The 12,716-nt window shown below is 69.6% G+C and carries 12 protein-coding genes; 8 read left to right on the forward strand and 4 right to left on the reverse strand.

The genetic code is table 11. The features are described 5' to 3' along the window. Window positions 1-96: 96 nt before the first annotated feature. The 4 genes from ACZ3IJ_RS28325 to ACZ3IJ_RS28340 all read left to right on the forward strand — a co-directional run bounded on the left by ACZ3IJ_RS28325 (window position 97) and on the right by ACZ3IJ_RS28340 (window position 3,015). Entirely contained in the window at window positions 97-405 is a 309-nt protein-coding gene (locus ACZ3IJ_RS28325) for a hypothetical protein (RefSeq protein WP_467472618.1), read from the forward strand. Between the two features lie 122 nt (window positions 406-527). After that, complete coding sequence (locus tag ACZ3IJ_RS28330; RefSeq protein ID WP_467472620.1) at window positions 528-1,493, forward strand: DNA-processing protein DprA; 966 nt, start codon at window positions 528-530, stop codon at window positions 1,491-1,493. 215 nt (window positions 1,494-1,708) lie between these two features. After that, a complete protein-coding gene (locus tag ACZ3IJ_RS28335; protein WP_467472622.1) occupies window positions 1,709-2,233 on the forward strand; it encodes a ComF family protein in 525 nt (174 codons plus the stop codon). 182 nt (window positions 2,234-2,415) lie between these two features. Then, window positions 2,416-3,015 (forward strand): hypothetical protein, encoded by a 600-nt coding sequence (locus ACZ3IJ_RS28340; RefSeq protein ID WP_467472623.1) that lies wholly within the window; start codon window positions 2,416-2,418, stop codon window positions 3,013-3,015. A 136-nt stretch (window positions 3,016-3,151) separates the two neighbouring features. Here ACZ3IJ_RS28340 and ACZ3IJ_RS28345 read toward each other — a convergent pair whose 3' ends face one another. Next, entirely contained in the window at window positions 3,152-3,718 is a 567-nt protein-coding gene (locus ACZ3IJ_RS28345; RefSeq protein WP_467472625.1) for a hypothetical protein, read from the reverse strand. A 450-nt stretch (window positions 3,719-4,168) separates the two neighbouring features. On the opposite strand from ACZ3IJ_RS28345, the gene ACZ3IJ_RS28350 reads away from it, so the two are divergent. Beyond that, the gene (locus ACZ3IJ_RS28350) at window positions 4,169-5,134 is read left to right on the forward strand and encodes a DUF6292 family protein (RefSeq protein ID WP_467472627.1); all 966 of its coding nucleotides are present in this window, start codon (window positions 4,169-4,171) and stop codon (window positions 5,132-5,134) included. A gap of 63 nt (window positions 5,135-5,197) precedes the next feature. On the opposite strand, the gene ACZ3IJ_RS28355 is transcribed toward ACZ3IJ_RS28350, so the two are convergent. From ACZ3IJ_RS28355 to ACZ3IJ_RS28365, 3 genes are read right to left on the reverse strand one after another with little or no spacing between them, the layout of a single operon-like run. Beyond that, on the reverse strand, window positions 5,198-7,327 hold the full coding sequence (locus ACZ3IJ_RS28355) for a hypothetical protein (protein ID WP_467472629.1): 2,130 nt from the start codon (window positions 7,325-7,327) through the stop codon (window positions 5,198-5,200). Further along, complete coding sequence (locus ACZ3IJ_RS28360; RefSeq protein ID WP_467472631.1) at window positions 7,311-9,317, reverse strand: hypothetical protein; 2,007 nt, start codon at window positions 9,315-9,317, stop codon at window positions 7,311-7,313. The genes ACZ3IJ_RS28355 and ACZ3IJ_RS28360 overlap by 17 nt, the downstream gene beginning before the upstream one ends. Next, window positions 9,314-9,964, reverse strand: coding sequence for a hypothetical protein (locus ACZ3IJ_RS28365; RefSeq protein ID WP_467472632.1), 651 nt, complete (start codon window positions 9,962-9,964; stop codon window positions 9,314-9,316). Before ACZ3IJ_RS28365 ends, ACZ3IJ_RS28360 begins: the two co-directional genes overlap by 4 nt. Window positions 9,965-10,122: 158 nt before the next feature. Between ACZ3IJ_RS28365 and ACZ3IJ_RS28370 the strand changes: the two genes are divergently transcribed. The 3 genes from ACZ3IJ_RS28370 to ACZ3IJ_RS28380 all read left to right on the forward strand — a co-directional run bounded on the left by ACZ3IJ_RS28370 (window position 10,123) and on the right by ACZ3IJ_RS28380 (window position 12,327). Further along, window positions 10,123-10,317: a hypothetical protein gene (locus ACZ3IJ_RS28370; protein ID WP_467472634.1), complete on the forward strand. Its 195-nt coding sequence runs from the start codon at window positions 10,123-10,125 to the stop codon at window positions 10,315-10,317. Window positions 10,318-11,377: 1,060 nt separating this feature from the next. Then, window positions 11,378-11,779 carry a DUF3846 domain-containing protein gene (locus ACZ3IJ_RS28375; protein WP_467472635.1) on the forward strand — a complete coding sequence of 134 codons (402 nt, stop codon included), beginning with the start codon at window positions 11,378-11,380 and terminating at the stop codon, window positions 11,777-11,779. Window positions 11,780-11,793: 14 nt separating this feature from the next. Continuing rightward, window positions 11,794-12,327, forward strand: a complete 534-nt coding sequence (locus ACZ3IJ_RS28380; protein ID WP_467472637.1) for a hypothetical protein — start codon at window positions 11,794-11,796, stop codon at window positions 12,325-12,327. Window positions 12,328-12,716 lie beyond the last annotated feature (389 nt).

Consider the following 12,716-nt stretch of genomic DNA (forward strand, 5'->3'; position numbering starts at 1 on the left):
GAGGAGCGCGCCGTCGAACCCCAAACCCCTGAAGCGGCCCCTGCCCGGATGGCTCATTCGGCACCCCGCCCCGTTCCTGCCGGCACCCGCTCACCCTTGACCGCCTACAAGATCGCCCGGCAGCGGCACCTCGCGGCCATGCTCACCCACCTCCAGCAGCATGCGTACCCGCTCGTCTGGCGCGGCGAGTACCTCGTGCACACAGGGAAGACGACGACCACCGCCTTGTGGTGGATCGCCCTGCCAGGGCAGGTCGAGCAGTGGTACGACACCAGCGAGGCTGAGCGCCTGGTCAGCGGCATTTGTCTGGCAGTAGGGATCATCTGGGAGCCGGTCGCAGCGCCCGGCGGGGAGACGCAGCTCGCCGAAGCTCTCGCCCGTATGGAAGAGCGGCGGCAGGGCTGAGGAACCGGTCCGACGGCCCCCTTCCTGTCCCTGTGGGGGCTTCGTACGCCATGATGGAAGTGGCCCGAGAACCTCGTTTCATCCTTCGAACATCCCGGGGCCACGAGTAGAAGGACACCTTGATGGACCTCGATATCACCGCTGACCAGCACGATCTGCTGACACTGTGCGCGTTGCGCGTCGACGATGCCACGCTCGACTGGAGCCTGCTCGCCCGCGCCGCCCAGAGCCCCGAGGGCCTAGCCGCGCTCATGGACGGACAACTGCACGAGGACTCTCGTGCCGCGACCAAGAACCGCCCCCTCCTGCAGCAGGCACTGACCGCCGGCCTGGACGACGCCCGCTCCCGCGTCGACGACGAGCTCGCTGCCGCTGGCAAGACCGGCGCGCGCCTGGTGACCGTCCTGGACAAGGACTACCCGGCGAACCTCAGGATGATCGGCAACCTGCCGCCGTTCCTTTCCTACCGCGGCGAGCTCGACCAGCGCGATGCCCGCTCCATCGCGATCGTCGGCACCCGCCAGGCATCCGAGGACGGCCTGCGACGGGCGGCCCGGATGGCCCGCGAGCTCGTCGACCACGACGTCGTGATCGCCAGCGGTCTCGCCAAGGGCATCGACGCAGCCGCCCACCAGGCCACGCTCACCGCCGGCGGCCGGACCTTCGCCGTCATGGGCACCGGCATCGCCGCCCCGATCTACCCGGCTGAGAACCGTCCTCTCGCCAAGGCGATCCTCACCGCCGGAGGCGCGCTGCTGAGCCAGTTCTGGCCCACCAGCCCTCCGGCGAAGTACACCTTCCCCCGCCGCAACGTCGTCACGTCCGGTACCACGCTGGGCAGCGTCGTCATCGAGGCATCCAGCACGTCGGGCGCCAAGATGCAGGCGCGGCTGGCCGCCGAGCACGGCAAGCTCGTCTTCCTGATCCGCTCCCTCGCCGACACCCAGCCCTGGGCCAAGAAGATGCTGGAGGAGGACCAGGCGATCCTGGTCACCGCCTCCAGCGACATCACCGACCGCCTCGGCCAGGCCGCGGACATCCAGGCCGCCGGACAGCAGCGCCAGCAGCTCGCCCTGGCCGGCCTGTGACGGCAGGTCTCCCAGATCCGACAGGCTTCCTCGACTGCCCGGTATGCGCCTACCGCATCACCGGCACCGCCCCCCTCTGCTCCGACTGCGCCGGCCGCACCCTCCAGCCCGTCGCTGAGCCCCACTGCCCGATCTGCTCCCAGGCGGTCGCGCCCGGAAGGCCGTGCGGGAACCGGGTGTGCGCGCTGTCGGAGGCCGAGCGGGGGTTCTCCCGCGTGGACGCGGTGGCCATGTACTCCGGAGCCCTGCGCGACAAGATCCACAAGCTCAAGTACGAGGGGAAGGCGGGCTGGGCATTAATCTTCGGTCGTCTCCTCGTCGGCTGGATGGAAACCCACCCCGAGGCGATGCACGGCGTCGACCACGTTGTCGGGAACCCTACCCACACGGGCCGCCAGCCTCTCCAGCACATCGAGGCGATCATGGACGCCGCCTACACGGAGGACGTGACGCGGGTCTTCCCACTCAGCCCGCCGGGCGCTCACCGGCTGGTGAAACACGCCGAGACTCCCCGCTCCGCGAACCGGACTCTGGACGAGAAGCGCTCGGCAGCAGCCGCGCACGCCGCCGCCCTGACCTGGACCGGAGACACTGGCGACATCAAGGGAGCCACCATCCTCCTCGTCGACGACGTCTTCGCCAGCGGATCCCAGCTACAGCACGTCGCCCGCCGACTCCGGGCAAACGGAGCCGTCGACGTCAGGGGACTTGTGCTCGCACGAGTCCCCTGGAGCGGATGACCATCCGGCCCGTCTCCGAACTGAGACCGCGCCCCCGCCCCGATCTGAATCCCCGATGGGCGCGGTACGCGTGCGCCCTCGCCGATGAAACAGCTGGGCCCGCTCGAACCGGACGTGCACGAATCCGGACGGCGTTCCTGAAGAAAGCCACGCCCCGCTCGGCGCTGTGCCACGCTGCAGTCGTGGATCAAGGGTGGGCGGCGGTCATTGCCGGGGGAGTCGGCCTCATAGGTGCCGTGGGTGGCGCGTTCGTCGGCGGACTGGCGGCGGTGCGCGGCGCGCGGATCGGTGCCGAGACGAACGCCGCGGCTGTCCTGGCACAGAGCCGCCTGCAGATGGAAGGCGCCCGCGATCACTGGGTGCGCCAGGAGCGTCAGACGGCGTACCTGAGGGTGATGGACGCCTACGGCCTCTTCAACAGAGAGTGCGTACGGTGTCGTGACCAGCTCAAGGACAAGCGGCAGCTCGATGACGAGACGGTGGAGTCCTACACAAGCACGTTCATCGCCTTGACCGAAGCATGCAGTCACCTGGCGCTCCTGGGACCTGACTCCGTTCACGCTGCGGGAGGCGCGGTGCGCACCAAGGCCGACCGATTCGTCTCCACCATCAGGATCTGGAACGAGGAGCTGACGGAGGCTCTTGGGGAAGTTCCGCAACCTGATCTCGATGCGCTCACGAACGACTGGTGGGACGTCCTCGCGGAGGACGGCACCTCGCTGAAGCAGGCGTACCAGACGTTTCTGATCACAGGGCAGGGCGAGTTGCTGCGGGCATCCTGAGACCAGCCCGGCCCCGAGTACGGCCGGGTGAACTCGTCGGCTGCCCGCTCGAGCCGCAGCCGTTGGGGCCTGGCGATGGATGGAGGCTGGGGCGGCACTGACATGGAGTTCACCCCGGCCCCGTAGTGTGCCGCTGCTACTGGGGTGATATGTCCAGGATTCCATCGAAGTGGCCGAATGCCCAGGTGTCTACCAGTTGGGGGTACTCGTCATCCCAGGATCGAGGAGCGGGGACGTTCGGTTCCTCGATCTCGCTCACCCACCGGGAGACGATGCTGTCCCCTAGGGCGAGTTGACGGACCGCGGCTCGAAGCGTGATCGCGTGACTGATGATGGTGTCAGCCTTCGCGACCCAGATGTAGCTCGATCCGAGAGAGGCCCCTTCATGGGCGATGAAGTTCCGGGCGGCTCGGGCTCTGTCGAGCGAGTCGACGGCTCCTTCGGGAACAGGTGCTCGGAACCGATTCATCAGCGAGTGGAGAGTCGGCCCCAGCATTTTATCGCTTGGTGCCGAAGCGATTGCCTCGTCCAGAGTTTGCGCGGGATCTGTTTCGAACGCTGAGGCGAGGTTGGCGATACGCAGCACGTACGTACATTTGTTCTCGAAGGCGTTAGCCAGGTGCAGAGCTCGGCCAGCGGACAGAAACATTGCGTCAAGAAGTTCCGGTTCGGCAGGAGGACGCAGGCTCAGTGACCATCCCATGAACTCACCTTAGAACTCGCACCTGCTGTGGTCGCATCGTTTTCTAACTTGCGTGGCAGGGACCGCCGGAGCCGCCCCAAGCAGGCAGCACCGTCCAGCCGCGTGGTCAGCCGCTGGCGGCTGGTCGGGTGCTGGGGGTGTGGCGGCTGTGTCGCCGAGCGCAGCGGCTCCGGGCTCCCATGGGCGTGGGCGAGTTGGGCCGGAGGGCGTACGGCCGCTGATTGTGCTGGGGGCGGGTATGAAAGCGGCCGGCGCCTTCAGTCCGCCGGGGCGGGTGGCACGGGCGCCGGCCTCCAAGACACCCGCCGTCCCAGAGGACCGCGCAGTGTGGGCAAGACACTACAGGAGCGCGTTCGGGCGACGTGAAGACCGCTACAGTTTTCCTGACTGGCGGCGTGCCGGCTGCGACCCGCGTACGCGCCTCCTCTTCCTGTCCTCCTGGGAGTTCATGTGATCCGAGCCGGTCGTGCCGAGAAGGTCCGCACTCTCACCGATCTCGCCGCGCAGCGGGGACTGAGCGTGCGCCGCTATCAGGAGCTCAGGCCCTACAAGTCCGAGGGGTTTCCCGCCCCGATCAGCTCCGCCGGCGCCAAGACCCTGCTCTTCGACGGTGACCAGGTCGATGCCTACCTCGCGGGCGACCCGGTTCCCGCCCTGTCCACCGCCGACCACGATGAAGACCTTCTGGACCGGCGCGAGTGCGCCGCCCTGGCTGGAGTCAGGACCGAGAGCTGGAACAGCTACCGGGCGCGGCTCGTCGAGCACCTGGCCGTCGTCGGCGGAGTCGAGCACTGGCCGCGCGGCGCCGTCCTGGCCCTCCGCCGCGCTCAGGCCTCCCGCCCCGCGGCCGGTGGACGACCCAAGCGCGCGGGCGACCAGGTCCCGCGCGACCAGGTCCTCGACCTCACCGCCCAGCTCCTCGATGCCGACCCCGCCACCAGCGCAGCCCGCGTCACCGACGCACTCGGCGTGCACCGTGACACCGCCCAACGCGCACTGACCACCGTGCGCGCCGAGCGCATCGCGGACCACCTCACCACCCACCGCGGCCTCACCCCCGACCAGGCCGCCGCCGAACTCGGCTACCCCGCCGGACAGGTGCGCACCGCCACCCGGCAGGCACTCACCATCCTGCGCGGCCGCGCCGCCGCCCCCTACCTCGCCGCCGTCGCCGACGCCCTGCGCACGGCCGGCCTCACCGACCCGGCCACCGCGCCCGCCGTCCAGTACGACGGCGACACCGTGCGCGCCGCCGTCCTTCTTGCCGCGGGCGCCCCCGTTGCCGCACTGGTCTGGGATGAGGAGACCGGTTGGCACACGGCGGACAGCCGCCGGCACCCGGCCCCCCGCACCCCGCTCCTCGACGGCCACACCCACCCCGATCCCACAGCGCTCCTCAACGCCCTCACCAACTGACCGCACAGACGCCCCCAGCAGCCTCCAACCCGCCGTCAACAGGGTGACCGGCCCGAGGAAGGGTCAGGTGGTGGCGCGGGGCATACGTAGTGCGGACGGGGTCGGGCGCCCGATCGGCAGGATGCCGACCACGATGAGCCGGGGTACCTCGGTGGCGCTGCGCGCGTGGTGGATGATCCAGACGCTGTCCTCGACGCTCCGGTAGCCGCTGGTGTGGCCGCTGTCGTCCCCGACCAGGAGCACGCCGAAGGGAGGGCCGGTGGCGGTGTAGTTGGCGGCCTGCGCGAGGTAGCTCTTCTTGATGCGTTCGCGTGTCCATCTGGTGTCGCGGCGTTTGACCTCGGCGACGAAGCGGCTGCCGGGTTCGGGGGTGTAGGTGACGTCGGTGCGTCCGCTGGCGACGTCGATGAGTTCGCGCTGCACGGTGCCGGGGGTGAGTGTGCCGGCGAGGTGCTGGTGGAGGTCGTCCTGGACGTGCTTCTCGTCCCAGTGGTCGGGGCTGCCGTCGGGCTTCTTGTCGGGGCAGGGGCCGAGGTAGGCGGTGCGGGCGCCGTAGTAGTCGGCCTGGGCGTCGAAGCGGTCGTAGAGGAACCGCAGGAACTGCTCCAGCAGGGTGGTGAAGTAGGAGCTGTTGCGGCGCTTCCAGGCGGGGCTGGTGGCCAGCTCCTCGAGCAGGGATTCCAGGTGGGCGTCGAAGCGGGCGTTGCCGGTGGGGGTGTAGCCCTTGGACTGCTGCTGCAAGAGCTGCTCGATCTGATCCAGGAGCTGCGGGTCGAGGTCGTCACGCAGTCCCGAGGCGTCAGCCGGGAAGAGCCCGGCGAGCGTGGGGCGGCCCTCCAGGGCTTTTCCCGGCATCACCTGCCCGGTCGACGAAGGTGCCCGCCGCTGGGCCTGGACGACCTCGTACAGCGCCCGTGCGTCGGGGGAGCCGGTGAACTGCGGGTCGGTAGTGAGGGCCTGTTCGAGGTGGTGCAGCAGGCCGTCGCTGCGTACGAACGCGGCCTCCACCGGTGGGCTCACCAGTGCCGTGAGGCCGCCGGATCCCTCGGCCCGGGCGGTGTGGATGCTGCGGCTGGCGACGTAGACGTCCAGCAGGTCGCCGAGGGTGCCAGCCGGGTCGTACCAGCTGGGTTGGTCCAGGTGGGTGCGGGCGGACTGGAGCGAGGTGACGAGCCGGGACCAGGCGCTCTGCGCAAGTCCGCGGGCGCTGAGCCAGTCCAGCCGGTGCATACCGCGGGTCCACTCGGTCAACAGAGTGGTCGTGGCATCCAGTTGGGCGGCGGCCTCGGCCAGGCGCTGCTCGGCGGGTGCGGCTGTCGCGGGCTGCTGGTCTAGTTCACCGAAGGCGAGGACCGCGTCGACGGCGGCGGCGTGGGCGCGGGCGTCGAGTCGGGCCTCGTGGGTGCGGTCGATGTCCTTAAACCGCATCAGGGCCCGGCGCAGATGGTCTTCGACGGCCGAGCGGTCGGATGCCTCCAGCGCGCTGCGCATGTCCGCGACGGCCAGTTCGAAGGTGGCGTCGGCCCGAGTGGCCGCAGGGAGATCGGTCTGGTTCTCCAGTGCGCTCAGGACATCGAGCAGGGCGTCGTCGCCGAAGTGGTCGTGGGCCACGCCGACCAGGATCGGCAGGCGCTCCAGGGCCTCGGACGGCTCGTCCCCAGTGATCTCGGCGAGCAACGCCATGAGGCGATGCGGGGTGGCCGTCTGCGCGACGGCCAGGCGCAGCAGTCCGGCGACGGCCGGCTGGGCGAGGGCGGCGTCGGCGTTGCCTGCGAGTGCGGCCTCCACGTGTGCGGCAAGGTCCCGGATGGTGCGGGTGCCGAGGCGGGTGGCGAGCGCCGGGTAGGCGCACACCACGTCGATCGCGTCCGCCAGGACCCAGGCGGCCTGGGGGTTCCGCAGCCCCTGGGCCGCGGCGTCGAGCAACTGCCGGGCCTGGTCACCGTCCACGGCATCGAGGTCGCGGCCGAGTGCCGTGAGCAGATAGGGCAGGAGTGGACCGGCAGCGAGCTGGTCGGCCTCCGCGATCACCGCCTCGGCACCGCCGAGGTCCGCGATCGAGGGCCCGGCGTCCAGCTCGTCGTCGGTCGCGTGGCTGGCCCAGGCCTGGAGCGTCTGGTCCACGCTTAGGGCCACGGTCCTCTCCTTGTCGCCGGCCAGTTCGGGAACGAGCAGCTTAGAACAGGTGTTCACCGTCGCTGGTGATGAGGTGGTCCTTCGGCAGGGCGTCGACGAGCTCGGGCTGCGCCGTGGTGAGAACGACCTGCAGCTCGGGAAGTTCTGTGGCGATGGCCTGCAGCTCGGCGATCAGGGTGCGGGCGGGCACCTCGGTGACTTCTTCGGCGGCGACCGAGTCGATCAACAGGAGGCCGGGGTGCGTGGCCACGCCGCGGTCAGCGCTCACCCGCAGCAGCGCGATGACGGTTGCGATCCGCATGCGGAGCCGGTCGCCGCGGCTGAGTCTCTTGAAGGGGGTCTTCACCCCGGCCTTGACGGCGTTGACCTTGCCGGCGCGGTCGAGTTTGACGCTGTCGAGGTTCTGCACGCCGAACCGTGTGGCGAGCTCGACGATCGCTTCGTTCATCGCCGGGAACAGCTGCTTCGCCGCAACGTCGACGGCCGCGCGGACGGCTTCCTCGGTGGCGGCCAAGACCTGGACGGAAACTGGAACGGGCGGAGCCGGGGGCGTCGATCCGGTCGCCTCGAGCCGTCCGCGCAGCTCGGCCGCCCGGATCTCCAGGTCACGCAGCCGGTCGTGGGCCTGCGAGGTGGCAAGCCCCTGCTCCAGGCCGGCCACCGCCTCGCGATGATCGGCCAGAGCACTCTGCACCGCCTCCACAGCCCTCAACCGCCGGTCGGTTGCCTCCCGCTCGGCCTCCCGGGCCCCCTCCAGAGTCTGCTCCAGCTCCGCCAGCAGCGCTTCAGCGGTCTCCGGGTCCACCTCGGGCAGCCGCCGCGTGCACACCGCACAGTTCGCCTGCTCGCGCTCCTCGCTGCGCCGCACACTGCCCAGCGGCTCCTCACACCGCGGACAGCACACCGGGTCCAGCCGTCCCAGGACCCGCCGTGCCTGCCACGTCTCCCGGGCATCCATCAGCCCCTGCTCCGCGCGCATCCGGCCGGCGGACAGCTCCGTGAGCGTCTGCTCGGCCTCTTCCAACAGCGCCCGCATGCCGCGCAGCTCCGTCGCAGCCTGGTTGGCGGTCTGCAGGAGCGGGGAGATGTCTTGGGCAGCCGCCCGGCGCCACGCCTCGATCTGCCCAGTCACGTCGGCGAGTTTGTTCTGCCACGCCTCACGCTCGGTCCGGCGGGCTTCTGCGTCCCCTTCCGCCCGGCGCTGCCCCTGGGTGATCGTCTTCTTCTCCCGCTTCCCGGCGACGGACAGCTGGGTGAGGGAGGTGCTGTACGGGATGTCGACGAACAGCTCCATGAGCCGTCCGGGCAGGCCACCGGCGACATCGCCGAGCAGGATCTCGTCCCCACCGGGATTGAGGTAGCAGGCCCCGAAGTACGACGCCCAGCCGTGGACCTGCGGGGCCCCCTCGCCGTCGGCGCCGCCGGTCACCTGCCACAGGTTGGTGTGCTCCATACGCAGCGCGTCCAGGAAAAACTCGCCGATGCACCGGCTGACCTCGTCATTGCCGGACGCGGTCGCCAGCAGACGAAGCGCTTCGTCGTCCGCGGCCAGCAGATGGTCGAGGGAGTCCCCGGCGAGGATCCGGCCCCGCAGCTGGGAGTGCGGCTGGTCGTCGACGTCCAAGGCGATGCGGATCGCCCGGCCGGCCACAGCGATGTCTACACTCAAATGACGCAGCCACGAGCGGACATCGGGCGGCAGATCGCGCGGCCCGCCGCGCAATGGGAAGACCAGGAACTCCAGGAGGCTGGTCTTCCCGGCGCTGTTGTCCGGGTGGACGATCGCCCACACGCCCGGAGTGAAGGGCTGCTCCACGGTGAAGTCGTCGCCCGAGTGCTTCGTGCCGCTGGCGCGTAGCCGGATGATGCGCAGCCGCCGGTCGGCGGCAGTCGGGCTCTTCAGGGTGATGTTCGCCTCGGCCAGAGTTCGCTCGACCTGTTCCGGCGTCAGCCCGAGCTTCTCCGCGACCTCCCCCAGGATCTCGCTGGCGCTCGGGGCGACGGTCAGGTCCGCGGTGTTGGAGCGGGCTGGGCCGGGCGCGGTCATGAAGCCTCCTGGTCAGTGTCTCCCGTAGCTCCCGGGTCAAGCGCCGCTTGAAGTTCGCGCAACCGCTCGCGGGCCTGCTCGGTGATGGGGCCGATGTGCTGGCGCCAGGGGGTGTCAGCGTAGTCCTGCAGCAGGTACTGCCGGTCTTTCAGTTGGGTGCCGCCGAGACCGTCGACCAGGTCCACGACCAGGCGGGTGCGCTCGACGTACCAGGCCAGCGCGGGCGCCTCGGTAACCATCGACTGTGCCACCTGCCGGCCCCGCTCCAGTAGGAAGTAGATGTGCTCCACCACGCGCTCACGCCCGAGGACTTGCGTCTTGCGCAGCAGCCCTCGTTCCACCAGCGGGGCCAGAGCGTCATCAAGCTCCTCGAAGGCGCCGTACTTGTATCGCAGCATCGGGAAGCGCCGAAGATCCGGTTCCTCCGACTCCAGAATCTCCGCGGCAAGCTCCAGCAGCCGAGGAACGTCCGGAGCGGCCACGTACTCGTTCATCAGCTCGTAGGCCAGGTAGTCCGGATTGCGGACCCAGAAGTCGAGCTTCTGCAACCGCACCTGCGTGTGGACCACCCCGACGGTCGATGGCGGCGCCGAGTCACCTTCGGCTGCCGGCTTTGCGGCGGCGTCGATCAGCAACAGCAGCCGCACCGAATCCTGCCAGCGAGTGGCCCGACGTACTCCTGCGGATCCGACCATCACGCTCCTCTGGATCGGCACACACCCTAGGCCCTGAACAACATCCTGACAGCGTGCTGAGGTGAGTGGGGAGAAGTCGGCGCGAATCAGCAGGCTAACTGGTCAAGGTCTTGATCGAGCAGACCGCGGACGTCCTGGAGCTGCTGGCCGCCAACGACAAGGTCACGGTGGAGCCGGGCCGCGACCCGAAGGACGAGGTGTCCACGACCGCCGCAGAGCTTCGGGCCATCGCGGCCGACAGCGAGCAGCTGGGCAAGAGCCTCGCCAACCCGGCGTCGGCCCTGTTCCTCATGGGCGGCCGCTGACCGTGCCCGACCTGCCCTCGTCCGAAGAGGTCGAAGCCGCCCGCACGCCCGCCAGCGGGTGGAAGCGAGACCAGCTCGCCGCCTCGGCGTTCCGTGGCCCCGGCCGACTTCGCCCAGCACCGGCTCGACTTCGGCTGACCCGACGACAGCGGGGCCGGACAGGAACACCCTGCCCACGCCCCTGGGCTGACTTGCCCAGCCTCGGCCCGGGGCAGGCTGGGAGGCGTGAGCAGCGCGCGGACCGTCTTGCACCGCCCCTCCAGCTTGGGCGGCCGGAGGGGCACCGTACACAGCGGCGGCCGGGACGAGATCCTCGGGACCGCCTACAGCGACCACGACCTGATCGTGTTCCTTGAGGGCGTCGGCGTCGCCGAACCCGAGACGACCCGCAGTGTGTGGAGTGGCGCGGCGGCAGGCCCACGAGTTCCACGCTGCTTGACGGAGGCGGCGGGCCGGGCGCACATGCCTTATAGGCACGGAGCGCCCCGGCCCCTCGCACCCACGGGGGCGGTCCGGCCCCCGGCGCGCCCTCGCGCGGAAGTCCCCGAACACCGCTGCGGCGTTCCGAAGCCCCATCCGCCCATGGGCGCGGTCGGGGCCCCGGCTGGGGCGCTGCGAGTTCGTGGGCGTGCCTGAAGGCTCTTCTCGCGGGGTAGGCGGGTCGGGGCGCGGCACCGGTCGCCGCCTGCCACGCGGCAGGGGCACGGGAGTCCGCTGCGCTCCCTCCCTCGCTGCGCGGCCCCTGCGGGCGCTGCGCGCCTGGCGCGTGCTGCGGGAGTCCGCTGCGCTCCACCTCCCTTGCCGAACCCCGCTACGCGGAGCCCGGGCCCCGACGTCGCTGCGCGCCCGCCGGGAGCGACGACCGGCGCCGCGCCCCGACCCGCGTACCCCGTGAGATCCGTCCGCGCCAGCGATTCAGCAGCATCACTCATATGGGTTGACCTGCACGGATAGGGCAGAACTCCCCGAAAGGCGCGTATAAAACTGATACAGTTTTCTTGTTGGGGCGGGGTGGCACCGACCCAACACCAAGACACCTGACCCCACCTGAAGGAGACTCATGTCCCAAACGCGCACCGAACCCGCCTTCGCCCTGCTTATCCGCCCCGGAGGCACGTTCCAGCTCGTCGACTGGCCCCACACCCCGAACGACCGCCAACACCTCCTGCGCGCCACCATCGACTGCGACCACTACGCCGTAGCCGACATCACCGCCGACCTTTCGCTCTGGATCGACGACGAAGGACTGATGGTCGAAAACCCGGAAATCAATCTCCCGGCCACCGCCATTTACGCGCGGTACGGAAACCCCCATCAGTTCTACTGCGGAAACGCCCTCTTCACCGGCGGAACGGATTCCGAGGGAGAAACCCTCGGCCTGACGAAAGACAAGGCTCTGGAACTGATCGAAGTCCTCATGGAATTCTCCAACCCGATCCCGTTTCAGCGCACCAAGAGCTAGACCAGAAAGACCCGTTGGAGGCGGTGCCCGCCGCCTCCAACCCCCGCCGGGGCGGGAGTGGCACCCACCCCGGCACCAAGACACCGCATCGACAGAAAGAGACCGCCGTGGGCTACCACGTCCTGCCCAGCCCCTCCGACCACATCCGAGCCGCCGACACCGTCGAACGACTCCTGGACCGCGCCGGACTGGGCGAACACCGCGCCGTCCTCTTCGTTGCCGCCCTCTTCGGCCCGGGGACCGTCCGCGTCCTCGAAGTCGACCGCATGGAAGGCGACCTCATCCGGGCCAGCTTCGAGGACACGATCGAGTTCACCGACCTTCTCGCAGCCGCCCTGACCGGCGCCCACTCGGCCGGAATGGTCCTGCGGACATGCCGGGAGGATGATACCGACAAGGCTTTTGCCTGGCGCTTCAACAGCGGCGTCCCCGTCCCCCTCGGAAAGGCGGAAGCCGAAACTGCGTACATCACCCACCCGGTGACGGGTGATCGCATCAACGCAGAAGGAGGAGTGGAATACATGGAAGCGTTCTCCCTCCTCCAGTAACGCTCAATGAAGCAAGAGATCACCCGGAGCCAGAATTCCGGGTGATCCCTTGTTCAATGGGGTGTGATGGCCACGGCCTCCGGGTCGGGGGTGTGGTCCCGTTCCGCCAAAGTTACATGCTGCATCACTTGATGCGGTATCACCCCAGCCCAGAGACCAGCGGGCTATCCTGTAGCCAGCCCGGCCCGCGCCAGCGGGCCCCGAAGGACCTGGAGGCGTAGCCGGAAGGCCCGTTGAGGCGGGGGAGCGCAGCGGACCCGCCGGCCCCCGGGCAGGAGCGCAGCGAAAGCCCGAAAAACAAGGGGCGGAGCCCCGCAGCTTCGAGAGCGCAGCGAACGAAGCGTCACCCCCGGTGCGCAGCACCAGGGGTGACTGGCCCGCGCAGCGGG

The organism is Streptomyces sp. NPDC013317 (genome assembly GCF_055563155.1).